Here is a 24,563-nt window from a genome sequence, read left to right on the forward strand (position 1 = left end):
ACCCGTTCACTTAGGGTTCAGCGCCAGCCTGCATGATGGTGAGGGATGCCTGTGCACGATTTGATCAAGTTTGCGCTGGCGGGCCTGGTCGGGGCCTGCCTCATGCCCGTGACGTCATCCCAGCCGGCTGCGGGCGACGATACAGTGCTTCTGGCGCAGGGCCCGAGCCGGGGCGGGTGTCTTGACCGGCGGGCCGCCATCGCGGCGGTCGGCTCCGGCAAGGCGCGGCCTCTGAGCGAGGTGCGCGACGTGGCGGAGCAGGCCGCGAAGGGCGAGATGATCAATGCGGATCTGTGCCCGCAGAACGGCGGGCTTGCCTATGTGGTGACGGTTCTGCCGCCCTCGGGCAAGGTTTCCTATGTGACGCTCGATGCCGCCTCCGGCCGCGTCGTCAATGTGCGGTGAGGGCGAAACGGCATGCGCATTCTCGTCGTCGAGGACGATCCCGATCTCAACCGCCAGCTCTGCAAGGCGCTGATGGACGCAGGCTATGCCGTGGACAAGGCGTTCGACGGCGAGGAGGGGCATTTTCTCGGCAACACCGAGCCCTATGACGCCGTGGTGCTCGACATAGGCCTGCCGAGGATGGACGGCCTGCGCGTGCTGGAAGATTGGCGGCGCGGCGGGCGTGTCTTCCCCGTTCTGCTGCTGACGGCGCGCGACAGCTGGAGCGACAAGGTGCAGGGCTTCGACGCCGGCGCCGACGATTATGTGCCAAAGCCGTTTCACATGGAGGAAGTGCTGGCGCGGTTGCGGGCCTTGCTGCGGCGCGCGGCCGGCCATGCCACGAGCGAACTGGCCTGTGGGTCCGTGCGCCTCGACACCCGCTCGGGGCGTGTGTCGGTCGACGGCAACCCGGTGAAGCTGACCTCCCACGAATATCGGCTGCTGTCCTATCTGATGCATCATCAGGGGCGGGTGGTGTCGCGGACGGAATTGGTCGAGCATTTGTACGATCAGGATTTCGACCGGGATTCGAACACGGTCGAGGTTTTTGTGGGCCGCATCCGCCGCAAGCTCGGCGTGGATGTGATCCAGACCGTGCGGGGCCTCGGCTATGTGGCGATGCCGGCGGACGAGACGGCCGCGACGTGAAATCGCGTTCGCTCGCGGCGCGCCTGCTGCTGGCAGCGGCGCTGTGGACCGGTGTCATCCTGGTGATCGCTGGCGTGACATTGTCCTCCTACAACCGCGATCTTGTGGAGCGCGGGTTCGACCAACGCCTCTACGTCTATCTGAAGGCGCTGGTGGGCGATCTGGCGCGCGAGGCGGACCTCGAGACCCTCGATTTTACGGTGGGCGAACCGCGTTTCGAACTGCCGCTTTCCGGCTGGTACTGGCAGATCGGCCGCCGCGATGTGCCGGGCTCGGAAGCCGTGCGGCGGTCGTCGTCCTCGCTGTTCGATCGCAATTTGCCGTTTCTGATCGACCAGGACCCGGAAAAGGACGAGGCGGCGACGCGCGAGGCCTATGTGCAGGGGCCGGACAACGAGGATCTGCGGCAGGTGGAGCGGGTGATCCAGGTTGGGTCGGCCCGCTATGTGGTGGCGGTGGCGGGTGAGACGAGCGAGATGGCGGCCGAGCGCGAAGCCTTCGATTCCGCGTTGATCTCGACCTTCTTCCTTCTCGGGCTGGGTCTCGTTTCCACGGCGGCGTTTCAGGTCGGCTTCGGATTGCGGCCGCTGAAGCGGATTTCGGACCAGATCGCGGCCATCCGTGGTGGTCAGAGGCAGCGGCTGGAAGGCAATGTGCCGAGCGAGATCGCGCCGCTTGCGCGTGAGCTGAACGCATTGATCGACGGCAATCGCGAGATCGTGGAACGGGCGCGCACGCAGGCGGGCAATCTGGCCCATGCGGTGAAGACCCCGCTTTCCGTGATCGTGAACGAAGCGAGCGTGAGCCGCGACCCTGCAGCCGGCAAGATCCGTGAGCAGGCGGAGATCATGCGGCGGCAGATCGAACATCATCTCGATCGGGCACGGGTAAGCGCCGGTATCGCGACCTTGGGCGCGGCGACGGAGGCTGGACCTGCCATCGAGGCGCTGGCGCGGACCATGGGCAAGGTGCATCGCGATCGCGATATCGCGATCAATGTCCGGGCGGCTCCCGGCCGGCTGCGCGTGGAGCGACAGGATTTCGAGGAGATGGTCGGCAATCTGCTGGACAATGCCTGCAAATGGGCGGGCAGCCGCATCGATGTCGAGGTATTGGCGGAGCCGGATGTGGCAACCTCGGACTGGTTGCGCGTGATCGTGGATGATGACGGGCCGGGCCTCACGGTCGAACAGAGGCAGGACGCGCTGACACGGGGACGGCGGCTCGACGAGACCAAGCCGGGCTCAGGTCTCGGCCTGTCGATCGTGACGGATCTTGCGCGGCTCTATGGCGGCTCGCTGTCGCTTGGTGCGGCGCCTCTGGGCGGCTTGCGCGCCGAACTGCGCCTGCCGGCCGTGTGAAACGAAGCCAGAATATCGCCCGAATCGAGCCTTACTGGCGATGGAAGGTTAAAGAAGGGCTATTGCCCAAGGGGGATGGGGATGATCGGACGTAAGTTCTTGATGGTGGCCGTTCTGACGACGAGCGTGGCGGCCTGCAACCAGACCACCGGCGATGCCGGGCCGCGCGAGGGTGTTGGCACGGTTGCGGGCGCGGTGGCCGGCGGCCTCCTGGGCTCGACCATCGGCCATGGCAGCGGACGCGCGGTGGCGACGTTGGCGGGCGCGGCGGTGGGCGGGCTCGTGGGCAACCAGATCGGCCGTTCGATGGACGACAATGCGCGCCGCGAAGCCTATGACGCCGAAATCCGTGCGCTCGAATATGGTGCGCCGGGAGCGCCGGTCGCCTGGCGTTCGGACGCCTATTACGGCACCGTGACCCCCGGTCCCTATGCCGAGCGGGGCGGCTATGAGCGCTGCCGCGAATACGCCCACACCGTCTATGTGGATGGCAGCCCGCGCACGGCCCGCGGCATTGCCTGCCGCCAGCCGGACGGACGCTGGAGTCCGGTCTGACCGAGGCGAATTGAGAGCTTTGAGAAACGGGCGGTGAAAGCCGCCCGTTTTCGTTTCAGACAGGCGGCGGTGCTCCGGCCTCGAACAGAACGAGCCGGCCGGGTGTGCGCGCGGCATTGACCAGTGCTTCGGCAGCGTGGGTCGACAGCGAGCGTGGCACAAGCGCAAGCCAGGATTCGACCGGGCCCGGCTCTCGCAGAAGCAGGCACGACAGTCCGGCGATCGAGGTTTCCCGCGCCGTTTCCTTTTCGAGGCCGGTGAGATCGTCCGGGCAGACCCGCAGCAGCAGCTCGAAGGCCGTGCCGCCGACGAGCCGAAAGGCGCTGAACCCGCCGGTCAGATCAACGATAGCCGCATCGGGATGCTCGGCCCGAAGCGACGCCACGATGCCGGCAATTGCCTCGCGCGGCGCGAGGACGCGCCACGCGCCGGGGGCGGTGCAAAGGATGCGCAGACCGGAATGTTCGACGCTGCTTCCGGAGCGAATGGGTAGGGAAACGCCCAGTGCGGTGAAGGTCCCGCCGGGTTCGCCTGTTACGCGCAGATCGATGATTCCGGGGTCTTCGACGATGGTGACGGCCAGCGTGTCGCGCGTGGCCAGCGAACGCGGGGCGGCAAGTGTGTCGGTCCAGGCGAGCGTCATGAGGAAGCATCCCCCGCGAGGAAATCAGGATCGACCAGCCGCACAATCTTGCCTTCGCCTGCCTGGATAATGACGGCATTCCCGCCGATGGAGGGGCCATGCGGCTCGATCAGACCGCGTGCGATGGGCCGGCGCAGGCTGGGTGAATAGCCGGCAAGGGTGACGCGCCCGACGGTGCGGCGCGGTGGCGGCTGGTCCGCATCCAGGATGAGATGCATGCCGGGCGTGAGGACGAGTCCGGGATCCTCGGGCAGGAGGCCGACGACGCGGCGTGCGTCAGCGGGCAATAAAGCCGGGCGGGCCAGCGCTTCGCGGCCGAGGAAGTCGGTCTTGTCCGCGGCGACGAGATGGCCGAGGCCGAGATCGAAAGGTGTGGTCGCGGCGTCGGCCTCGTGATCGAGGTCGATGGCGCCCGCTTCCAGCCGAACACGTTCTACGGAGGAGAGGCCGATGGGCTGGATGCCGATTTCGGCGCCGGCGGTGAGTAGGGCCTGCCACAGCGCGGGCAGATGGCCGGCCGCCAGAGCGATTTCGATTTCCGCCGCGCCGGTGTGATGGCTGGCGAGCGCCTGCATGGGCGTCTCGAAGATCGTGCCTTCGGTGAGGGTGCCGAAGGTGAGCGCGTGAACGTCGAGGCTGCAGGGGACGTTCGACAGCAGAGCTGGCACGCTAGGGCCGGCGAGGACGAGGCGGCCGAGGCTTTCGGTTTGGTCGAAGACCGCGACGCGAAGATCCCGCCGGTGCCGTTCGAACCTCTCCGCCAATTGCGCACCGCGTCCGACCCGGCCGGTGACGATGAAGTGCGCTTCGTTGAGCCGCGAGACGACCGCGTCTTCGAGGACGAAACCGTTGTCGTCGAGGAAAAGCGCGTGCCGAGATGCTCCCGGTGCGATGCCGGTGAGATCGGTGGCGCTGACGTGGTTGAGCAAGGCTTTGGCGTCCGGGCCGATCAAAGCGAGGCGGACGGCGGCGCTCGCGTCGAACAGGCCGACATGCTCGCGCACGGCGCGCACTTCGCGGCGGATGGCGGTTTCGTTCGCCTCTCCGCTCGACGGAAAGGCAGCCGGCAGGCGCCATCCGCCGTGGGTCTCCAGATCAAGGGGCGGCATGAGGGCCGAGACGGGAGTGATGCGGGCAGGCCGCGCCAGCGTGCCACGACGCGGGCCGGCAAACGTGCCGAAAGCGACGGGCGTGACGGGCGGGCGGAAGCCGGTGTGAGCGGGTTCTGTCTTCGTCAATTGGGCAACGACCATGGCGGCGTTGGCGAGGGCGAGCTTTCCCTGATCCGCCCCCTGGCCGAGCGTGGTGTAACGCTTGAGATGCTCCGGTTCCGAATAGCCTTCGCGCAGGGCGATCTCGATGTCGGAGACAAGGACGTCGTTGGTGAGGTCGACGAAGGCGCGGTTTCGTTCGGCCGGTGTCGAGATATCCGGCAGCATGCCGACGGCCTCGGCCGGCTCGTCGCGGGTGATATCGACGGACGCCGAGAATCTGGAGGGCGCGGCGGGGCGATTGTGGATGTGTGCTGCTGCTTCGGTGCCGGCGCGCCAGCCATCGTTCAACGCTTCAGGGAGGTCGAAGCAGGCGTTTGCTGCGCCCGCGGCGAACAGGCCGGGCGGCAGCCTGCCCGGACGGAAATAACCGCGTGCCGCATCGAAACTGAGCCGTGCGCCCAGATGACCCGCGAGGGCAGCCTGGGGTGCCCAGCCGCCGGAGACGAGGAGGCTGTCGCAGGCGATGTCCGATTTCAGCGCGGGCGCGTCGAAGGTGAGGCGGTTGGCGATGGTAACGCCGGTAAGCCCCTGGCCGCGCTGCCATTGGGTAGCGACGGGCGCGGAGCCGGGCGCGACCGGAAGGCCGCGCGCCTTGGCGATGTGGAAGAGCGGTCCATCCGGACGGAGCCGCAGATCGACGATGCGGGCGATGTCGACGCCCGCTTCGGCGAGGTCGAAGGCCGTTCGGTAGCCCTCGTCGCCGGCCGTGGCGATGGCAATGCGCGCGCCCGGAACGACGCCGTAGCGGCGCAGATAAAGCCGGGCGGCAGCCGCGAGCATCAGTCCGGGGCGGTCGTTGTCCGGAAAAACGAGTGGCTTTTCGACGGCTCCCGTCGCCAGGACGATTGCGCCGGCGCGGAGCTTCCACAGCCGTTCGCGCGGCATGTTCTCGGGCTCCGGGCCGCGATAGGCCTCCGCGGTGCGCTCCACGAGGAAGGCGCGGCCATGATCGTAAAGCCCGACCGCATTGGTGCCGGTGAGGATGTGGACATGGGGCGAGGCGGCGAGTGCGCGCACTTTTTCGCGGGTCCAGTCAAGCACGGGCTGGCCCTCAATGCGGCCGTCATAGGCATCGGCAATGCCGCCCAGCCTGTGATCCTGCTCTGCGAGAACGACCGAGAGCCCTTCGGCCGCAGCCGCCTCCGCCGCTGCGAGCCCGGCGAGGCCGCCGCCGATAATGAGGACATCGATCGTGAGATGGACGTGCTCGGCGCGGTCGGGATCTGGCCGGTCGGGGACGCGGCCACGGCCGCCGCCGCGCCGCAGCAGGCGTTCGTAGAAAGGCCAGGCCCTGGCCGGCCAGCGGAACGTCTTGTGCTGGAAACCGGCCGGCAGCAGAGGACGCACGCGGTCGAGCAGCGCCATGGGATCGCGCCGCAGCGACGGCCAGGCATTCTGGCTTTCGGCGACGAGGCCTTCATGAAGAGGAATTTGGGTGGCGAGGCTGTTGGGCGTGCGACGGTCATCGGCGCCAAGGCTGACGAAGGCGTCCGGCTCGTCCGCGCCGAGCGCGATGATGCCGCGCGGCCGATGGAATTTCTGGCTGCGTGCGACGATTTTGATGCCGTTTGCGAGGAGGGCGCTGGCCAGCATGTCGCCCGCGAAACCCCGATAGCGGCGTCCGTCGAAGGTGAAGCCGATCGGCTTGGAGCGATCGACGAGACGCCCGAAACGGCTGTCCGGGTGACGGGACGGGCCGCTCATTCCGGCATCCTTTCGGGGCGTTCCATGTCAACGACCGTGGATCGGCCGGACGAACGGGAAATGCGGAGCATGGTTCGGCCTCAATGAGCGACGGCGGATGCCGCGCCCTCTTCGATGAACCGGCCGCGCGCGAAACGATCCAGCCCGAACGGCTCGAGGACAGGCGGCGGCGTGCCGTCGGCCAGCAGGGCAGCCGTGAGATAGCCGGAGCCGGGCACGGCCTTGAAGCCGCCGGTGCCCCAGCCGCAATTGACGAACAGGCCTTCCGGTCCGGCCGGTCCGATGATGGGCGAACGGTCGGGCGTGATGTCTACGATGCCCGCCCAATGGCGCACCATCCGCACGCGGGACAGGCTGGGGAACATTTCGAGCAACGAGGTCAACGTGTCTTCGATGACATCGGGGGAGCCGCGGCGGCCGATGCCGGGCGCGGGATCGGTGGCGCCGCCGATGACGAACTCGCCCTTGTCGGACTGGCTGACATAAGCGTGCGATTGCCCGGCCAGGACGACCACGTCGAGGACTGGCTTCATGGGCTCCGAAACGAGCGCCTGAAGGACAGCCGGCTCGATGGGCAGATCCACGCCAAGCGGCGCTGCGAGGGAGGGTGTGTCGGCCGCCGTGGCGAGGAGAATGCGCGGCGTGGCGATGCGGCCGCGCGACGTATTGAGGCCGGTGACGCGCCCGCCCTCGGTGAGCACCTGCTCCACGGTGCAATTCTCGACGATGTCGACGCCGAGCGCGGAGGCGCGCCGGGCGTAGGCCCAGGCCACGGCATTATGATTGGCGATGCCGCCGCGTGGCTGCCACAGCGCGCCGAGAACGGGCAGGGAGCCCGGGCCGGAGCCGAGCAAGGGGACGTGGCTGCGTGCCTCGGCCTCCGTGATCATCCAGCTGGCGATGCCGCGATGGGCATTGGCGTCGGCCGTGCGCGAGAGGATGTCGAGATCACGCCGGGTGAAGGCGAGATCGACGAGGCCGCGCGGCGAGAACATGACGTTGAAGCCGAGCTCCCGCGACAGATTTTCGTAGAGCGAATGGGACAGGCCGTAGAGCGCCATGCTCTCGGGCCGCAGATAGTTCGAGCGGATAATGGCGGTGTTGCGGGCCGTGTTGCCGCCGCCGAGCCAGCCCTTCTCCAGGACCGCGACATTGCGAAGGCCGTGGCGCTTCGCGAGGTAATAGGCCGTGGCGAGGCCATGGCCGCCACCGCCGACGATCACGGCATCATAGACCGGTTTCGGATCCGCCTTGTGCCAAACCGGGCTCCAGCCCGAATGATGGCGGCGCGCCTCGCGCAGCAGCGAAAAGAAGGAATACCGGCGAACCGCCCGTCGCATCACACCTGCCGGATTGAATCATTACGCCGATGCCGGAGCTTAATCATCAATGGCCGCGCGCGGAAGCCGGCCAACATATGTGTGACAACATTGCATGAATTCTACGTGGTTTCCCCTGATCACAGACACAATGTGAATGTGGTAGGTGAGGCGCCATGGTCCTTGGAATTGTTCTGACCCTGATGACGGCCGCCGCGGTGATGTGCGTGCTGTGGCCTCTCGCCCGGCGCCGCACGGTTGCGGCCGCGGCCAGCGGCGAAGCGGCGGTCTATCGCGACCAGCTGGCCGAGGTGGAGCGCGAAAGCGCACGCGGGATCATCCCCGTGGAAGAAGCAGCGGCTGCGCGGACCGAGATTGCGCGACGGTTGATCGCTGCTTCGGAAGCGCCGCAGCCTGCACCCCAGACGGCAGGGCCGGCCGCGACGCGACGGCGGCGTATGGCGGCTCTTGCGGGTCTGGCCGGCGTGCCCCTGGTGGCGCTGATGGTCTATGGGGCACTTGGCCGCCCTGATTTGCCGGATCTGCCGCTGGCCGAACGGCAAATGACGCCGGACGAGGGATTTGCGAGCCTTATCGCCCGCGTGGAAGCGGAAGTTTCCCGCCGGCCCGAAGATGGCAGGGGCTGGGAAGTTCTGGCGCCCGTCTATCTGCGCATGGGCCGCGCGCAGGATGCCGCGACCGCTTACGGCAATGCGATCCGCCTGTTGGGCACGACGCCCGCGCGGGAAGCGGGCCTTGGCGAGGCGCTGACCTTTGCAAACGACGGTACGGTGACGCCCGAAGCGAAGGCGGCTTTCGAGCGGGCGCTGAGCCAGGAAAGCGGATTTCCGCAGGCGCGGTTCTATCTCGGTCGTGCGGCCGAGCAGGCCGGCGATATGGCCGAAGCCGCCGACATTTACCGGGCTCTGCTGGTCGAGGCACCGCCCAACGCGCCGTGGCGCGGCGCGGCCCGTCAGGCGCTGGCGTCCGCCGCTCTCGGGCCGGATGGACAGGTTCCGGCGGTGGACCCGCAGACATTGGCGAGCCAAAGTCCCGACCAGCGCATGGTCACGATCCGTGCCATGGTGGAGGGGCTCGAAAGCAGGCTCAAGGGCGATCCGGGCGATCTGGCCGGACAGCTCCGTCTGATCCGGGCCTGGACCATGCTCGGCGATGCCGACAAGGCCAAGGCCGCGGCGTCGGAGGCGCGGGGCGCCTTTGCAGGGAAGGAAGCGGAACTGCGCCGGATCGACGATCTGGTGCTGGGCCTTGATCTTGAGGAAAATCCGGCGTGACACGCAAGGGAAGACGTCTCGCTCTGATCGGCAGTGCCGGCACGGTTCTCGCGGTGGCGGTGGGCCTTGTCCTGACCGCGCTCAACGACACGATCGTGTTCTTCAGCGGGCCGACGCAACTCGTCGAAAGCCCGCCGCCGCAAGGCACGCGCCTGCGCATGGGTGGGCTGGTCGCGGAAGGCAGTGTGCGGCGCGAAGGCCCCGAGGTGCACTTTGCCGTGAGCGACGGGACGAGCAGCGTGCCCGTGACGTATAAGGGACTTCTGCCGGATCTGTTCCGCGAAGGGCAAGGCGTGGTGACGGAGGGCGAGCTCGGACCTGACGGTATGTTCCGCGCGGCAAGCGTTTTGGCCAAGCACGACGAGAGCTACATGCCGAAGGAAGTGGCGGATGCGCTGAAGGCGCAAGGCACTTGGAAGGGCGACGAGGAATGATCGCCGAGGCGGGGCATTACGCACTGGTTTTGGCCCTTGCGCTGGCGCTGGTGCAAAGCACCGTGCCGCTGTGGGGCACCTGGCGCCACGACACCACCCTGATGGGCGTGGCGACGAGCACGGCGCTGGGCCAGCTTCTGTTCGTGGGCTTTGCCTTCGCGGCGCTGACGGCGGCCTATGTGAGCTCCGACTTCTCCGTCCTCAACGTCGTCGAGAATTCCCACTCCGCAAAGCCGCTGATCTACAAGATCTCCGGCGTGTGGGGGAACCACGAGGGCTCGATGCTTTTGTGGGTGTTGATCCTCGCCCTTTTCGGTGCGGCCGTCGCGGCGTTCGGACGCCATCTGCCGCCGACCCTCAAGGCGAATGTGCTGGCCGTGCAGGGCTGGGTGGGCGTGGCCTTTCTCGTGTTCATCCTGGTTGCATCCAATCCTTTCATCCGTCTGGACCCTGCGCCGTTCGAGGGGCGCGATCTCAACCCGCTGCTGCAGGACATCGGCCTCGCGATCCATCCGCCGCTGCTCTACGCCGGCTATGTCGGCTTCTCGATCGCCTTCGCCTTCGCTGTCGCGGCGCTGATCGAAGGGCGGATCGATGCCGCTTGGGCCCGCTGGGTGCGGCCTTGGACGCTGGCCGCCTGGGTGTTCCTGACGCTCGGCATCGCGATGGGCTCGTACTGGGCCTATTACGAGTTGGGCTGGGGCGGTTTCTGGTTCTGGGATCCGGTGGAAAACGCCTCGCTTCTGCCCTGGCTGGCCGGCACCGCGCTGCTGCATTCCGCGCTCGTCATGGAAAAGCGCGAGGCGCTGAAGGTCTGGACGGTGTTGCTGGCGCTGTTGACCTTCGCCTGTTCGCTGCTCGGCACATTCCTCGTGCGCTCGGGCGTGCTGACGTCGGTCCACGCCTTCGCGGTGGACCCGGAGCGCGGCCTGTTCATCCTGGCCATCCTCGGTATCTTCGTCGGCGGCTCGCTCAGCCTGTTCGCGCTGCGAGCGGGAACGCTGCGACAGGGCGGCGTGTTTGCGCCCGTCTCCCGCGAGGGGGCGTTGGTGCTGAACAATCTGCTGCTGTCGGCCGCGACGGCGGCCGTGTTCGTGGGCACGCTCTACCCGCTGGCGCTGGAAGGCCTGACCGGCGAGAAGATTTCCGTGGGTGCGCCGTTCTTCAACGCAACGTTCGGACCGCTGGCGCTGGCACTTCTGGTAGCCGTCCCGTTTGGGCCCTTATTGGCCTGGAAGCGGGGCGATTTCCTGTGGGCGGCGCAGCGGCTTTGGGCTGCGGCTGGTGTTGCGATCATCGGTGGCGGATCGGCCGTGCTGTTCGCGGAAGGCGGCCCGGCACTCGCACCTCTGGCAATTGCGCTCGCTTTGTTCGTGATCGTGGGATCGTTCGCGGAAATCGTCGAGCGTATCCGGCTGTTTCGCATTCCGTTGGGGCAGAGCCTGCGCCGCGCGGGCGGCCTGCCGCGCGCAACCTGGGGCGGAGCCATCGCGCATTGCGGTCTTGGTCTTTGCCTCATGGGCATCATCGGTGCGACCGCGTGGAATGTGGAGCGCATCGAGACCATGCGGCAGGACGCGGCCTTCGACATCGCCGGCCGGTCGCTGGTGCTGGAGCAATTGGGAACCCGCAACGGCCCCAATTACCGCGACCTCGTGGCCAGCTTCGCGGTGCGCCGGGACGGCGTGGTGGAACGCCGCGTCGAATCGGCCAAGCGTGTCTACGAAGCACGCCAGATGACCACGACCGAGGCGGGACTGATAACCTACGGGGTGTCGCAGCTTTATGTGTCGCTGGGCGAGGTGGCCACCAATGGCGAAGTGGCGGTGCGTGCCGAGTGGAAGCCACTCGTTTTGCTGATCTGGATCGGACCGGTTCTGATGGCGCTGGGCGGCACGCTTTCGCTGGCGGATCGCCGTCTCAGAATTGGTGTGCCGAAGCCCTCGCGGCATCGGGTGGCCGCCGCTTCCCCCGTGCCGGCGGAATAGAGATGCGCGCGATGTGGCGGATCGTCTTGATGGCGGCGATGCTTCTGGCTGCGCCCGCCTGGGCATTGGTCGATGAGAGACTGCCGGATCCCGCTGCCGAAGCCCGCGCTCGCGCACTGTTTCTCGAATTGCGCTGCATGGTCTGTCAGAATCAGTCGATAGACGATTCCGATGCGCCGCTCGCCAAGGATCTTCGCATGCTGGTGCGCGAGCGTGTGAAGGCCGGCGACAGCGGCGACCAAATCAAGGAATACCTCGTGGCACGCTACGGCGAGTTCGTCTTGCTGCGCCCACGCCTCAGCAGCGAAACGCTGCTCTTGTGGGGCGCGCCGGTGATCGTTCTGGTGCTGGGCGCCGGAGCCGCGGCATTGGCATTTCGTCGGCGTCGTTCTGCGGGACCGGCCGAATTGTCGGCCGACGAACAGAAACGCCTCGACGCCGCGCTCCAGCGCGAGGTCTGAGCCGAACCTTACGAAGATTTCATGTGGCGGCCATGGAGCCGTAAGGGGCGACGCCCCATCTTGTGTGCAACGCAGCGGCGGAGGCCCGTCACTGCCGGAAATTTCACAAGGACATCCGCACATGGCATCGAATTCCTCCGGACCTGTTTCTGGATCGCTGAAGCGCCGCAAGCGCGTGCTGCTGGGGTCGGTCTTTGCGCTCGGCCTGGCCGGTGTCGTGGCCGGCGAGGCAGTGCTGACCGACAGCACCCCGGCCAACGCCCAGATCGTCAACGTGCAGAACCTCAGCCAGCAGAACAATCTGCGCGAGGAAGCTCCGCGCCAGCAGCAGATCAGCTTCGCCGACGTGGTCGATACCGTGAAGCCGGCCGTGGTCAGCGTGCGCGTCAAGACCTCCGTCGCGCGCAACGAGCAGGCCCAATTGCCCGGCTTCTTCCGCGATCTTCCGGAAGGGCATCCGCTGCGCCGCTTCTTCGACGATTTCGGCCGTGGAGGACCCAACAGCGGACCCGATCAGGGACCGCGCAGCGGGCCGCGCGGACAGGGACCGCAGGGGCAGGGACGCCAGTTCGGCATGGCCCAGGGCTCGGGCTTCTTCATCTCGGCCGATGGCTATGCGGTGACGAACAACCACGTGGTCGAGAATGCCACCGAGGTCGAGCTGGGCACCGATGACGGCAAGACCTTGCAGGCCAAGGTGATCGGCACCGATCCGCGCACCGACCTTGCGCTGCTCAAGGTGGACGACGCCAAGGATCTGAAATTCGTGTCGTTCGGCAGCGCCTCGCCGCGTGTCGGCGATTGGGTGGTTGCGATCGGCAATCCGTTCGGCCTCGGCGGTTCGGTGACGGCGGGCATCGTATCGGCGCGTGGCCGTGACATCGGCGCCGGCCCGTATGATGACTTCCTGCAGATCGACGCGGCGGTGAACCGCGGCAATTCCGGTGGCCCGACCTTCAACCTCAAGGGTGAGGTCGTGGGCGTGAACACGGCGATCTATTCGCCGTCGGGCGGAAATGTGGGCATCGCTTTCGCCGTGCCTTCGGAAGTGGCCGCGCGGGTGATCGATCAATTGCGGGCGAGCGGCGCGGTGACGCGTGGCTGGCTGGGCATCCAGATCCAGCCGGTGAACGACGAGATCGCCGAATCGATCGGTCTTAAGGAGGCGCGCGGCGCGCTCGTGGTCGAGCCGCAGCCCGATAGTCCCGGCGCCAAGGCTGGCATCCGGGCGGGCGATGTGATCCTCGACGTCGATGGCCACCGTGTCGAGGACGCGCGGGACCTGTCGAGGACCATCGCCGGCATGAAACCCCATGCCGATGCCCGCATCAAGCTGTGGCGGGACGGCGGCGAGCGCGACGTGACGGTGAAGCTGGGCACGTTGCCCGAGGAGCCGCGCTCGGCCTCGGCCGGCTCCGACACCGGCCCGAGCGGTTCGGAATCGACGCCGACCGAACTCGCCGATCTCGGCGTGACCCTGCAATCGGCCGCTCGCGTCGACGGCGCGGGCAGTGAGGGCGTGGTGGTTTCGGACATCGACCAGAACAGCGCCGTTTCGGAGAAGCTGCGCACGGGCGACATCATTCTGGAAGTCGGCGGCAAGAAGGTGTCGAATCCGCGTGACGTGGGCGATGCGCTGAAGGCCGCGAAGGACAAAGGCACTCGTTCTGTGCTGATGCGGGTGCGCACGGGCGACAATGCCCGCTACGTGGCCGTGCCGGTCGACCGCGGCTGATCTCAGGTTTATCGCGATGACATCAAGCGGCGGGCAGCGGAACGGCTGTCCGCCGCTTCTTTTTGAGGCGTACGATCATGTATGAAGCAGGGATGCGCATCCTGCTTGTCGAAGACGACCGCGAAGCCGCCGCCTATCTCGTGAAGGCGCTGGCCGAAGCGGGGCATGTGACCGACCATGCCGCCGACGGCGAGGCCGGCTATGCCATGGCGCGTGAGACGGCCTATGACGTGCTGGTGCTCGACCGGCTGCTGCCCAAACTGGACGGTCTCACCCTGATCGGCGGGTTGAGGCGGGACGGCGTCACCATTCCGGCGCTTATCCTCTCGGCGTTGGGACAGGTCGACGATCGGGTGGCGGGCCTGCGGGCCGGTGGCGACGATTATCTGCCGAAGCCGTACGCCTTCACCGAGCTTCTCGCCCGGATCGAAGCGCTGGGGCGGCGCGCGTCGCCCATGGCGGGCGATACGCTGTTGAAGGTGGGTGATCTGGAGCTCGACCGGCTGTCGCATAATGTGGTGCGGGCGGGCCGGGACATTCCGCTGCAGCCGCGCGAATTCCGGCTGCTGGAATATCTGATGCGCCATGCCGGGCAGGTGGTGACACGCACCATGTTGCTCGAAAATGTCTGGGATTATCATTTCGACCCGCAGACCAATGTGATCGACGTTCATGTGTCGCGGTTGCGCTCGAAGATCGACAAGGGGTTCGACAGGCCGCTTCTGCACACGATCCGTGGCGCCGGATATGTGATCCGTGACGGCGCTCGGTAAGCTGCTCCGCACCACTGCGTTCAAGATGGCGCTGGGCCTGCTCGGCGTGTTCGCGCTGACGGCCGTGCTGAGCCTTGGTTACGTGCTGTGGCAGTCGAGTCGCATCGTCCAGGCGCAGATCGACGAGGCGGTGCGGGCGGAAGTGGCGGGGCTGGCGCAGCGCTACGCGTCGGGCGGCATGCTCGGCCTCGTGCGGGAGGTGGAGAACCGGGTGCGTGGCCCCGGCGCGTTCCTCTATCTCGTGACTTCGCCGATGGGCGAGCCGCTGGCCGGCAATGTGGCGGCTCTGCCGCCGGGCGTGCTTGACCGCGCAGGCGCACGCGAGACCGATTACACCCGCAAAGGTTCGGGAAACGAGGCGCGGGCAATGGCCCATGTTCGCGTGTTCGTGCTGCCGAGCGGATTTCGCCTGCTGGTGGGGCGCGACCTGGCGGAGCGCCGCCGATTTGCGGAAGTGCTGGCCCAGACCATTCTCGGCGGGCTCGTGCTCGTGATCCTGCTGGGCCTTGTCGGCGGACTGATCGTGGCGCGGCGCGTTCTGGTGCGGCTGGATGCGCTGACGGCGACGAGCCGCACGATCATGGCGGGCGACCTTTCCCAGCGGCTGCCCGTGTCCGGATCCGGTGACGAGTTCGACCGCCTGGCCATCGGCGTCAACGCCATGCTGGAACGCATCTCGGAACTGATGGCCGGCATGCGACAGGTGACCGACGATGTGGCGCACGATCTGAAGACGCCGCTGACGCGGCTGCGCAACCGCGCAGAGGAAGCGCTGCGGATCGGCCGACGAGACGAAGATTACCGCGCGGCGCTGGAGCAGGTGATCGAGGAATCCGACGCGTTGCTCGGCACGTTCAACTCGATGCTGATGATTGCCCGCGCCGAATCCGGTGCCTCGCGCGACATGATGAAGCCGCTGGACGTGGGCGAATTGCTGGCGAGCGTTGCCGATCTCTACGAGCCCGTGGCCGAGGATGCCGGCTTTGCGCTGACCTGCGATCCGGGTTCGGACGAGACGCAGGTGCGGGGCAATCGCGAATTGCTGGCGCAGGCGATGGCGAACCTCGTGGACAATGCTCTGAAATATGGTGCGCCCGCTGCTCCTGACGTTCCTCGCAAGATCGCGCTGCAGGTCGAAACGGAGGGCGAGCGGGTGCGCCTCGTGGTGGCGGATCACGGGCCCGGCATTGCGGACGCCGACCGCGCGCGCGTGCTGGAACGGTTCGTGCGGCTGGAGACGAGCCGCACCCTCCCAGGCTCGGGCCTCGGCCTCAGCCTTGTCAACGCCATCGCGCACCTGCATGGAGGTGTTCTCGTTCTCGCCGACAATCATCCGGGCCTGCGGGCCAGCATCGAACTTCCCCGGGTTTAGGACATGAGCGCATTTCCCCTCAGCCATTGCCTCCGGCGCGGCCCCCGGCCCGGTGACGACGGCCGCCGCAAGATCGCGGATCTTCTGGCGGACCATCCGCCGCTGGTAGAGGAATGCGCGGCTCGCCCCGATGTGGAGGATGTGCTGGCGGGGATCGCGGAGGGATCGTCCTTTCTGTGGCGGCTGATGTCGAGCGATCCGGCGCGTCTTCTGAACCTGCTGAAGGAGCCCGCGGAGCAATCGCGCGAGCGGGTGCTGGCCGATGTGCGCGCTGCCGCGGACGAAAACGACGAAGCTGTGCTGATGCGCCGGCTGCGGCGCGGAAAGCAGGAGATGGCGCTGCTGCTGGCGCTGGCCGATCTCGGCGGCGTGTGGGGCGTGCCAGAGGTGACGGCTGCTCTGTCCGACCTCGCGGATCAGGCGCTTTCGGCTGCCCTTCGTTTCCTGCTGCGCAAGGAGGTGGTGAAGGGCACCTTCAAGACCGACGCGGATGATCCCGAGCGCGATTCCGGCCTGATCCTGCTGGCCATGGGCAAGCATGGCGCGCGTGAGCTGAACTATTCATCGGACATCGACCTCATCGTTCTGTTCGACCGAGAGGCCGCACCTTTGGCCGAGGGCCTCGAGCCCGCGCCGTTTTTTGTGCGGGTTGTGCAGCGGCTTGTGCGCATCATGCAGGAGCGCACGGCGGATGGTTATGTGTTCCGGACCGACCTCAGGCTGCGGCCGGACCCGGGATCGACGGCGATCGCGATCTCGGTTGGCGCGGCATTGTCCTATTACGAGAGCGTGGGACAGAACTGGGAACGCGCCGCGATGCTGAAGGCGCGCCCCTGCGCCGGCGACATCGCGGCGGGCGAGGCATTTCTGAAGGAACTGACGCCGTTCGTCTGGCGAAGATATCTGGATTACGCGGCCATTGCCGACATCCACGCGATGAAGCGCCAGATCCACGCCCATCGCGGCCATGGTGTGATCGCGGTGGAGGGCCACAATCTCAAGCTCGGCCGTGGGGGCATCCGCGAAATCGAGTTCTTCGTGCAGACCCAGCAGCTGGTGGCCGGCGGCCGCAATCCGGCCCTGCGGGTGCGCAGCACCGAGGAGGCGCTGTCGGTCCTGGTGCGCGAAGGCTGGATCGATGCCGGGGTGCAGGGCGACCTCGTTACGGCCTACCGCTTCCTGCGTGGGCTGGAACACCGGTTGCAGATGGTGGCCGACGAACAGACCCATTCGCTGCCGGAGGATGCGGGGCAGATCGAGCGGTTCGCGCGCTTTGCGGGTTTCGACGGGCGCGATGCTTTCGCCGATGCGCTTCAGGAGCAGCTGCAGATCGTCCAGGGCCATTACGAGCATCTGTTCGAGGACGCGCCGCCGCTCGACGTCTCGCTCGGCAGCCTTGTTTTCACCGGCGACCACGACGATCCCGAGACGCTGGCAACCTTGCAGAAAATGGGCTTTTCTGACCCGGCGCAGGTGTCCGAACTCGTGCGTGGCTGGCACCATGGACGCACGCCCGCGACGCGTTCAGCCCGCGCACGCGAATTGCTGACGGAATTGGTGCCGGCTTTGCTGCAGGCCTTTGGCCAGACGTCGGACCCAAATCTGGCGCTACGGGCTTTCGATCGGCTGCTGGGCGGCCTGCGCGGAGGCATCGAATTCTTCGCCATCCTGCGATCGAATGCCGGCTTCCTCGGATTGATTGCCGATGCGCTCGGCACCGCGCCGCGCCTGGCCGAGATCGTGTCGAAGCGGCCGCACGTACTGGACGCGGTGTTCGAACCGGCCTTCTTCGCCCGCCTGCCGACGCGTGAGGAAATGGCGGAGCGGCTCGACCATTCCCTCGCGGAAGCGGTGATCTACGAGGACGTTCTGGACCGCGCCCGCATCTTTGGACAGGAGCAGCGGGTGCTGATCGGCATGCGCGTTTTGTCCGGCACGATCGGTGCCGACCGGGCCGGCGCGGCCTATGCGCGGCTGGCGGATCTTCTGATCGAGCGCCTCCATGCCGAGGCTTTGAAACAGATCGAGACGGCGCACGGGCGCATTCCGGGAGGGTGCGCGTCGGCACTGGCATTGGGCAAGCTCGGCGGCCGTGAGATGACGGCGGCGTCCGATCTCGACGTGATCGTGATCTACGATCACCCCGATGAGGCCACCGAATCTGATGGCCCACGTCCGCTGGCGCCAAGCCAGTATTATGCGCGCCTGACGCAGCGGTTGATCGCGGCGTTGTCTGTGCCGACGAGCGAGGGGGCGCTTTACGAGGTCGATCTAAGGCTGCGGCCCTCGGGCCGGGCGGGGCCGCTCGCGACACGGCTCAGCGCATTTCGCAGCTATCAGGCCAATGAGGCCTGGATATGGGAGCACATGGCCGTGACCCGAGCGCGGCCGATATCGGGAGAAGAGGATTTCCAGGGCGAGATCCTGAACGCGATCTTCGAAGTGCTGGAGCGACCGCGCGAGCCTGCCACCATAGCCGCCGAAGTGCGCAGCATGCGGGCCACGCTGGAAAAGGAGAAAGGCTCGGGCAATCCGTGGGACATCAAATACGCAGTAGGCGGGCTGATCGACCTCGAATTCATCGCGCAATATCTGCAACTGGCCCATGGCAACCAGCACCGGGAGATCCTGCACACATCGACCGCTCTCGTGCTGGACGAGGCACGAAATGCCGGGCTGATCGCTGAAGGCGATTGGGAGGTGCTGCGTGGTGCGACCGACCTTCAGCACAATCTGACACAGGTTCTGCGGCTGTGCCTTTCGGCGCCATTCGACCCGGCGACGGCGAGCACTGGGCTGAAGAATTTGTTGGCGCGCTCCGGCAACATGCCGGACTTCCCGGCGCTGGATGCGGAATTGCGGCACCGGCAGGAGCAGGTTCGGGAGATCTTCAACCGGCTGGTGCCCGGCTGATCTTTCAGCTGGCGAGCGCCGTCTGAGTTTCGTTCTGAGTGACTTCGCGCAGCGGGATCCGGACCAGGACGACGGTGCCGACGCCGACGGTGGAGCGAATGCGCATCGTGCCCTCGTGCAGTTCGACGAGAGAGCGGGCGATGGCGAGGCCGAGCCCCGAACCCTTATGCGTCTTGGTGAACTGGTTCTCGACCTGTTCGAACGGCCGTCCCAGCTTGGACAGGGCCTCGCGCGGGATACCGATACCGGTGTCCTCGACATAGATGTTGATGGCGCCGCCGAGTGGGCGCAGACGGACGGTGACACGCCCGCCCGGCGGGGTGAACTTCACGGCGTTCGAGACAAGATTGAGCAGGATCTGCTTGAGGGCCCTGCGATCGGCGCGGGCGACCATTCCGGTCGCGGCCTCTGCGCGCAGGGCGAGGCCTTTCTCCTGCGACATGGGCATGATGACGCGCAGCGCGTCGAGCACGGTTGCGTCGAGATCGACGTCTTCGAGGTTCAGGCGATGGTGGCCGCTCTCGATGCGCGAGATTTCGAGGATGTCGTTGATGACGTCGAGCAAGTATTTGCCGCTGTCACCGATGTCTCGGCAATATTCCTCGTACTTCGCAGAGCCCAACGGGCCGAACGCGCCGGAACCCATGATCTCGGAAAAGCCGATGATGGCGTTCAGCGGCGTGCGCAGTTCGTGGCTGATGTTGGCGAGGAAATCGGACTTCGTCTTGTTGGCGGCCTCGGCCTCGGCCTTCTGCTCGGCATATTTCTCGGCGAGGTCCTGGAGCTGCTGGGTTTGCAGCAGGAGCGCCTGACGCGTCTTTTGCAGGTCGGCGATGGTGGCCATCTGCCGCTTCTCGCTCTCAAGCAGCCGTTCCTCGTGCCGCTTGAGGGAGGTGATGTCGGTTCCGATGGAGACGAAACCGCCATCCTTGGTGCGGCGCTCGTTGATTTGGAGCCAGCGGCCGTCTTCGATCTGCGCTTCGTAGGTGCGTGCACCTTCCTCAGGCCGGCCTTCGTGGCGGATCTGGGTGCGCACGACCGGGGCGCGGCCGGCTGAGATGACCTTCTCATAGGGCGTCCCGATTGCGACGATGCTGTCGTCGAGGTCATAGAATTGCTGGAACTTGGAATTGCAGAGGACGAGGCGGCTCTCCGAATCCCACAGGACGAAGGCTTCGGAAATGGTCTCGACCGCGTCCCGCAGGCGAAGGTCGGCTGTGGCCGTGCGCTCGGCGAGCCCACGCTCTTCCGTCACGTCGACGCAGATGCCGATGGCGCGGGGCGTGCCGCCGGCCGGACGCACGACTTCGGCGCGGATGCGCATCCACACCCATTCGCCGGAGGCGTGGCGGACGCGGAAGGCGCGATCGATGAGATTGGAATCGCCGCGCAGCAATTCGTCGGCCAGTTCGTAGAGGTCGATGTCCTGCGGGTGAGCCACGCCCAAGAAGGTGCCGAAGGAAATGAGCTCGGCGCGGGGTTCCATGCCGAGCAGTTCATACATGGAGCGCGACCAGAAGATGCGGCCGCGTGCGAGATCCCAGTCGAACAGGCCGGAGCGGCCGCGGGACAGAGCCGTATCGACACGACGCTGGAGATTTTCGGAGGTGTCGAGCACCCGGCGTGCACGCGCACCCTGAATGTGAAAGGCGGCGGTGAGCAGGGCGGCGAAGGCCGCCAGCGCAACCACGAAGGCGCCGAGCATGCGTGTGTCGGCATGCCAGCCTTCGAGAGCGGCCGAGACGGGCTGAACCATGGCCATCTGGCCGAACGGCGCGGGAAGATTGCGTACCGTGGCGAGAGCAGGGCCTTCGACCGGAGTGACGATGTTCATGACGCCGGCCTGATCGGCGAATGTCGTCAGCGCCTGAGCGGGACCGAGGGCTGCATCCAGCGAGCTGCCCGGCGAGGCCAGGGCAGAACCCGTGATGGCCAGGATATTGCCATGGGCATCGGTGATGAGAACGCCACGGCCTTCACCGGAGAAGGAACGAGCGCCTTCTCCGTGAATGAAGGCTTCCGCCTCACGAGCCGCATCGCCCTGCACGTCAGCCCGGCTGAGATCGGAGGCCAGCCGGTCAGCCATCAGGCCGAGGCGCTGGCTGGAATCCTCGAGTGTGCGCGTACGGGCGTCCAGGCTGTAGAAGACGGCCGTAACACTGATGCCCAGGATGAAGATGACGGCCAGAACAAGCGAGAAATAATGGGCCGCCCAATGACCTCCGGACAGACCTGACAGCAGTTTTGGAAGCCCGCTGAACACACGAAGCTTTTCCGGTCGAGCGGACATAGTTGTCGTGTGAGCCTGCGCCATAGCGAGGGCTCCCTTTCCGGTTGCGATCTACGTGGATCCGGCGGTGACACGTTACTGCACCGGATTGATCGCATTCGAATCAATGTGACGTGATTTGTCCAGAGCTAGCTCAACGCCCTCGTTACCAAATCGCTAACATCAGCCGACAAAGAGCCTGCGGACTGGATATGCCGCAAAGCGCGCTCGGCGCTGGCGCGGCGGTCGGCCTCCAGGTTCTTCCAGCTTCGGAAGGCGCCGAGGAGACGGGCTGCGACTTGGGGGTTGTGCGGGTCGAGCGCGACGACGATTTCGGCAAGGAAGGCATGACCTTTACCGTCCGGACGGTTGAACTGGGTCGGATTGCCGGAGGCGAACCCGCCGATCAGGGAACGGACGCGGTTGGGGTTCATGAGGCTGAAGGCCGCGTGCGACATCAGCCCGCGCACGCGTTCCAGCGTTCCGGGCTCCGGGATGGCGGCCTGAAGCGCGAACCATTTGTCGAGGACGAGCCCGTCGCCGGCGAAGCGGCGCCCGAAATCAGCCAGCGCCTCCTCCCGCGCGGAGCCTGGAATCTGGGACAGGACGCCGAGCGCGGCCATGCGGTCGGTCATGTTGTCGGCCGTCTGGTATTGCGCATGGGCCCGCTGGCCCGCCTCCTCGTCGCGGCGCGCGGACAGGAGATCCAGCAGCACGCCCCGCAGCGACCGGCGGCCCGCGCCGGCGGCATCCGGTGTGTAGGGCGCCGAGCCGTCGATGCCGTCGTAGAGGGCGGCAAGGCGCGGTTCGAGGCCATCCAGCAAGGCGCGCTTCAACGCAAGGCGGGCCCCGAAGATGGCGTCCGGATCGACGTCAGTGCCGATCTCTCGGGCCAAATCGCCTTCGGTCGGCAGGGTTAGGAGCTGGGCGAGGAGGGCCTGATCGAGCGTCGCATCGTCGAGCGCGCCGGCAAGCGCCTGTGTGAGACGCGGCTCTTCGACCGGTGCGCCGCCTTCGCGGATGGCAGCGACGGATCGGATCAGGACGCCGGTCGCGACCGTCTGGATCATCTGCCAGCGATTGAAGGGGTCGTCGTCATGGCGGGCAAGGAAAAGACGATCCTCGTCCGTGAGATCGGTGCCGATGTCGATGGGGGCGGAAAAGCCGCGATTGATCGACAGCACCGGCCGGCTGCCGAGATTGTTGAAGCTGATGCGGCGGCTGGCCTCGTCGAGAACGATAAGATCGCCGTCCGCCGCTTCAGGAAGCGGCTGTCCGTTCTCGCCGAACAATCGAAAGGCGAGGGGGATCACCATGGGCTTCTTGTAATCCTGGCCGGGGGTCGGCGGCACGCTCTGCGTCAGATCGAGCGTGTAGGTGCCGTGCGCTGCATCCCATCCGGTCGTTATGTCGACCTTCGGCGTGCCGGCCTGTGAGTACCACAGCCGGAATTGCGCGAGGTCGCGCCCCGCGGCTTCCTCAAAGCAGGTGATGAATTGCTCGATGGTGGCGGCATCGCCGTCATGGCGCTCGAAATAAAGGTCCATGCCGGCGCGAAAGGCGGGAGCGCCGATCAGCGTCTTCAGCATGCGGATGACCTCCGCGCCCTTTTCATACACGGTGGCCGTGTAGAAGTTGTTGATCTCTCGGTAGGCCTCCGGCCGCACCGGATGGGCGAACGGGCCGGCATCCTCCAGGAACTGGACGGCCCGCAGGCCGCGCACGTCGCTAATGCGTTCGACGGGGCGCGAGCGCATGTCGGCGGTGAATTCCTGGTCGCGGAAGACGGTGAGGCCTTCCTTCAGGCAGAGCTGAAACCAGTCGCGGCAAGTGATTCTGTTGCCGGTCCAATTGTGGAAATATTCGTGGGCGATGACGGCCTCGATGCCGGAATAATCGGCGTCGCTCGCGGTCTCCGAACTGGCCAGGACGTATTTGTCGTTGAACACGTTGAGACCTTTGTTCTCCATCGCGCCCATGTTGAAGTCGGACACGGCGACGATGTTGAACACGTCGAGATCGTATTCACGGCCGAACACTTCCTCATCCCAGCGCATGGAGCGCTTCAGCGCGTCCATGGCGTAGGACGCGCGATGTTCCTTGCCGTGCTCGACATAGATGCCGAGATCGACATGCCGCCCGGAAGCAGTGCGGAACGTGTCCTTGACCCCGGCCAGATCACCGCCGACCAGTGCGAACAGATAAGACGGCTTGGGGAACGGGTCGTGCCAGATGGCGTAATGGCGGCCGGTGCCGGGCACATCCCCATGCTCGAGCGGATTGCCGTTCGACAATAGGAGCGGGGCCTCGCCGCGATCGGCTTCGATACGAACGCGGTAGGTGGACAGCACATCCGGGCGGTCGAGGAAGAATGTGATGCGGCGAAACCCCTCGGCCTCGCACTGGGTGCAATAGGTGCCGCTGGAACGGTAGAGCCCCATCAGCTTGGTGTTGGCCGCGGGATCGAGCGCGGTGACGATGCGAAGCCGGAAGGGCTCGCTCGGTGGATTGTGCAGGACGAGCCGATCGGCCGTGACGTCGATTTCGCCATCCGGAATCGAGGCGCCGTCCAACAGGACTGGCTCGGCCAGGCGCAGCTCATCGCCGTTCAGGACCAATGCGCGGCCCGCCTCACCCGCGGAATTCGGGCGCAGGGCCAGTTCCGCGACAATGCGAGTGTTCGCGCCATCGAGAGAGACGTCGAGATCGACCTCGTCGATCAGGAAATCCGGCGCCCGGTAATCGGACAGCTTGATGGCGCGGGGATCTTCGGAACGCATGTCGGCACCCGGAACGGCTGAAGGGACGGGCAGCATACACATTCCACAAGCGAGGCATCATTGCGGCGCGATATTTTGCGCGCGGTGCCGATCTCGAAGCAGCATCAACCCCTGCCGCCCCAAAGGGTGGCTTTTTCGTGAGGTAGACCATGTCCAAATCGCCATTCGCAAATTTTGCGCGCACGGCCTCCAGCCTCGGCACCCGCATGCGGGTGGTGGTGCCGGGTAATGAGGATCTCGACCCCGCCGCCAAGACGGTGACGCATCTGACCGGCGGCGATATCACCATCGTGCCCTTCGACAACCCCGATAACGAGACCATTGCCTTCAGGAGTGTGGCTGCCGGATGGATCGCGCCGTGCGCCGTGCGGCGCGTGACCTCGGCGACCGGCACCGTGGCGACGGTGGAAGGCTGATGGCGGGACTGGGACTTTCCCTGCGCATGCTGCTGATGCGCGGGGCGCACGGCGGCCTGCCGGTGCCGCCGGATGGCTACGCGCTCCTCATGCTGAACGGCTCTTACGTCACGCTCGACGGATTCCATCTCGCTGTGCCGGCGCCCTGAACGGCGCGCCTACCAACCGATGACCAG

19 protein-coding genes are annotated in these 24,563 nt (G+C 66.4%); 14 read left to right on the forward strand and 5 right to left on the reverse strand.

Features of this window, described 5'->3' with window-relative positions:
• The first annotated feature begins 45 nt into the window (after positions 1-45).
• The 4 genes from ACQ6S1_RS00225 (at position 46) to ACQ6S1_RS00240 (ending at position 3,011) form a co-directional block, all read left to right on the forward strand.
• A complete protein-coding gene (locus ACQ6S1_RS00225; protein WP_445039167.1) occupies positions 46-405 on the forward strand; it encodes a PepSY domain-containing protein in 360 nt (119 codons plus the stop codon).
• Between the two features lie 12 nt (positions 406-417).
• Entirely contained in the window at positions 418-1,095 is a 678-nt protein-coding gene (locus tag ACQ6S1_RS00230; protein ID WP_445039168.1) for a response regulator transcription factor, read from the forward strand.
• Positions 1,092-2,456 (forward strand): ATP-binding protein, encoded by a 1,365-nt coding sequence (locus ACQ6S1_RS00235; RefSeq protein ID WP_445039169.1) that lies wholly within the window; start codon positions 1,092-1,094, stop codon positions 2,454-2,456. Before ACQ6S1_RS00230 ends, ACQ6S1_RS00235 begins: the two co-directional genes overlap by 4 nt.
• A gap of 81 nt (positions 2,457-2,537) precedes the next feature.
• Positions 2,538-3,011 (forward strand): glycine zipper 2TM domain-containing protein, encoded by a 474-nt coding sequence (locus ACQ6S1_RS00240; RefSeq protein ID WP_445039170.1) that lies wholly within the window; start codon positions 2,538-2,540, stop codon positions 3,009-3,011.
• A 55-nt stretch (positions 3,012-3,066) separates the two neighbouring features.
• On the opposite strand, the gene ACQ6S1_RS00245 is transcribed toward ACQ6S1_RS00240, so the two are convergent.
• The 3 genes from ACQ6S1_RS00245 to ACQ6S1_RS00255 all read right to left on the reverse strand — a co-directional run bounded on the left by ACQ6S1_RS00245 (position 3,067) and on the right by ACQ6S1_RS00255 (position 7,972).
• Complete coding sequence (locus ACQ6S1_RS00245; protein WP_445039171.1) at positions 3,067-3,654, reverse strand: hypothetical protein; 588 nt, start codon at positions 3,652-3,654, stop codon at positions 3,067-3,069.
• The gene (locus tag ACQ6S1_RS00250; protein ID WP_445039172.1) at positions 3,651-6,632 is read right to left on the reverse strand and encodes a 2Fe-2S iron-sulfur cluster-binding protein; all 2,982 of its coding nucleotides are present in this window, start codon (positions 6,630-6,632) and stop codon (positions 3,651-3,653) included. The genes ACQ6S1_RS00245 and ACQ6S1_RS00250 overlap by 4 nt, the downstream gene beginning before the upstream one ends.
• Positions 6,633-6,712: 80 nt before the next feature.
• Positions 6,713-7,972, reverse strand: a complete 1,260-nt coding sequence (locus ACQ6S1_RS00255) for a sarcosine oxidase subunit beta family protein (RefSeq protein WP_445039173.1) — start codon at positions 7,970-7,972, stop codon at positions 6,713-6,715.
• 155 nt (positions 7,973-8,127) lie between these two features.
• Here ACQ6S1_RS00255 and ccmI point away from each other — a divergent pair, with 155 nt between their 5' ends.
• The 8 genes from ccmI (at position 8,128) to ACQ6S1_RS00295 (ending at position 18,922) form a co-directional block, all read left to right on the forward strand.
• Positions 8,128-9,246 carry a c-type cytochrome biogenesis protein CcmI gene (gene ccmI / locus ACQ6S1_RS00260; protein WP_445039174.1) on the forward strand — a complete coding sequence of 373 codons (1,119 nt, stop codon included), beginning with the start codon at positions 8,128-8,130 and terminating at the stop codon, positions 9,244-9,246.
• On the forward strand, positions 9,243-9,680 hold the full coding sequence (ccmE, locus tag ACQ6S1_RS00265; RefSeq protein WP_445039175.1) for a cytochrome c maturation protein CcmE: 438 nt from the start codon (positions 9,243-9,245) through the stop codon (positions 9,678-9,680). The genes ccmI and ccmE overlap by 4 nt, the downstream gene beginning before the upstream one ends.
• On the forward strand, positions 9,677-11,668 hold the full coding sequence (locus tag ACQ6S1_RS00270) for a heme lyase CcmF/NrfE family subunit (protein ID WP_445039176.1): 1,992 nt from the start codon (positions 9,677-9,679) through the stop codon (positions 11,666-11,668). Before ccmE ends, ACQ6S1_RS00270 begins: the two co-directional genes overlap by 4 nt.
• Positions 11,669-11,697: 29 nt before the next feature.
• Positions 11,698-12,129, forward strand: coding sequence for a cytochrome c-type biogenesis protein (locus ACQ6S1_RS00275; RefSeq protein ID WP_445039177.1), 432 nt, complete (start codon positions 11,698-11,700; stop codon positions 12,127-12,129).
• Between the two features lie 121 nt (positions 12,130-12,250).
• Positions 12,251-13,864 carry a Do family serine endopeptidase gene (locus ACQ6S1_RS00280; protein ID WP_445039178.1) on the forward strand — a complete coding sequence of 538 codons (1,614 nt, stop codon included), beginning with the start codon at positions 12,251-12,253 and terminating at the stop codon, positions 13,862-13,864.
• A gap of 77 nt (positions 13,865-13,941) precedes the next feature.
• On the forward strand, positions 13,942-14,637 hold the full coding sequence (locus tag ACQ6S1_RS00285) for a response regulator transcription factor (RefSeq protein ID WP_445039179.1): 696 nt from the start codon (positions 13,942-13,944) through the stop codon (positions 14,635-14,637).
• Positions 14,621-16,009, forward strand: coding sequence for a sensor histidine kinase (locus ACQ6S1_RS00290; RefSeq protein WP_445039180.1), 1,389 nt, complete (start codon positions 14,621-14,623; stop codon positions 16,007-16,009). Before ACQ6S1_RS00285 ends, ACQ6S1_RS00290 begins: the two co-directional genes overlap by 17 nt.
• 3 nt (positions 16,010-16,012) lie before the next feature.
• Positions 16,013-18,922, forward strand: coding sequence for a bifunctional [glutamine synthetase] adenylyltransferase/[glutamine synthetase]-adenylyl-L-tyrosine phosphorylase (locus tag ACQ6S1_RS00295; RefSeq protein WP_445039181.1), 2,910 nt, complete (start codon positions 16,013-16,015; stop codon positions 18,920-18,922).
• 4 nt (positions 18,923-18,926) lie between these two features.
• Here ACQ6S1_RS00295 and ACQ6S1_RS00300 read toward each other — a convergent pair whose 3' ends face one another.
• Together ACQ6S1_RS00300 and pepN are read right to left on the reverse strand one after the other, a co-directional pair.
• On the reverse strand, positions 18,927-21,212 hold the full coding sequence (locus ACQ6S1_RS00300) for a PAS domain-containing sensor histidine kinase (protein WP_445039182.1): 2,286 nt from the start codon (positions 21,210-21,212) through the stop codon (positions 18,927-18,929).
• Between the two features lie 128 nt (positions 21,213-21,340).
• Positions 21,341-23,971, reverse strand: coding sequence for an aminopeptidase N (gene pepN, locus ACQ6S1_RS00305; RefSeq protein ID WP_445039183.1), 2,631 nt, complete (start codon positions 23,969-23,971; stop codon positions 21,341-21,343).
• A gap of 149 nt (positions 23,972-24,120) precedes the next feature.
• Here pepN and ACQ6S1_RS00310 point away from each other — a divergent pair, with 149 nt between their 5' ends.
• On the forward strand, positions 24,121-24,387 hold the full coding sequence (locus ACQ6S1_RS00310; protein WP_445039184.1) for a spike base protein, RCAP_Rcc01079 family: 267 nt from the start codon (positions 24,121-24,123) through the stop codon (positions 24,385-24,387).
• A complete protein-coding gene (locus ACQ6S1_RS00315) occupies positions 24,387-24,536 on the forward strand; it encodes a hypothetical protein (RefSeq protein ID WP_445039185.1) in 150 nt (49 codons plus the stop codon). The genes ACQ6S1_RS00310 and ACQ6S1_RS00315 overlap by 1 nt, the downstream gene beginning before the upstream one ends.
• The last annotated feature ends 27 nt before the right edge of the window (positions 24,537-24,563 follow it).

The organism is Terrihabitans aquatilis (assembly GCF_052542005.1).

Coding starts and splice junctions, on each gene's coding strand:
- ACQ6S1_RS00315 (WP_445039185.1), top strand. CDS start 24,387: ATGGCGGGACTGGGACTTTCCCTGCGCATGCTGCTGATGCGCGGGGCG.
- ACQ6S1_RS00250 (WP_445039172.1), bottom strand. CDS start 6,632: ATGAGCGGCCCGTCCCGTCACCCGGACAGCCGTTTCGGGCGTCTCGTC.
- ACQ6S1_RS00275 (WP_445039177.1), top strand. CDS start 11,698: ATGGCGGCGATGCTTCTGGCTGCGCCCGCCTGGGCATTGGTCGATGAG.
- ACQ6S1_RS00230 (WP_445039168.1), top strand. CDS start 418: ATGCGCATTCTCGTCGTCGAGGACGATCCCGATCTCAACCGCCAGCTC.
- ACQ6S1_RS00300 (WP_445039182.1), bottom strand. CDS start 21,212: ATGTCCGCTCGACCGGAAAAGCTTCGTGTGTTCAGCGGGCTTCCAAAA.
- ACQ6S1_RS00280 (WP_445039178.1), top strand. CDS start 12,251: ATGGCATCGAATTCCTCCGGACCTGTTTCTGGATCGCTGAAGCGCCGC.
- ACQ6S1_RS00225 (WP_445039167.1), top strand. CDS start 46: ATGCCTGTGCACGATTTGATCAAGTTTGCGCTGGCGGGCCTGGTCGGG.
- ACQ6S1_RS00270 (WP_445039176.1), top strand. CDS start 9,677: ATGATCGCCGAGGCGGGGCATTACGCACTGGTTTTGGCCCTTGCGCTG.
- ccmI (WP_445039174.1), top strand. CDS start 8,128: ATGGTCCTTGGAATTGTTCTGACCCTGATGACGGCCGCCGCGGTGATG.
- ACQ6S1_RS00255 (WP_445039173.1), bottom strand. CDS start 7,972: ATGCGACGGGCGGTTCGCCGGTATTCCTTCTTTTCGCTGCTGCGCGAG.
- ACQ6S1_RS00295 (WP_445039181.1), top strand. CDS start 16,013: ATGAGCGCATTTCCCCTCAGCCATTGCCTCCGGCGCGGCCCCCGGCCC.
- ACQ6S1_RS00240 (WP_445039170.1), top strand. CDS start 2,538: ATGATCGGACGTAAGTTCTTGATGGTGGCCGTTCTGACGACGAGCGTG.
- ACQ6S1_RS00310 (WP_445039184.1), top strand. CDS start 24,121: ATGTCCAAATCGCCATTCGCAAATTTTGCGCGCACGGCCTCCAGCCTC.
- ACQ6S1_RS00285 (WP_445039179.1), top strand. CDS start 13,942: ATGTATGAAGCAGGGATGCGCATCCTGCTTGTCGAAGACGACCGCGAA.
- pepN (WP_445039183.1), bottom strand. CDS start 23,971: ATGCGTTCCGAAGATCCCCGCGCCATCAAGCTGTCCGATTACCGGGCG.
- ACQ6S1_RS00245 (WP_445039171.1), bottom strand. CDS start 3,654: ATGACGCTCGCCTGGACCGACACACTTGCCGCCCCGCGTTCGCTGGCC.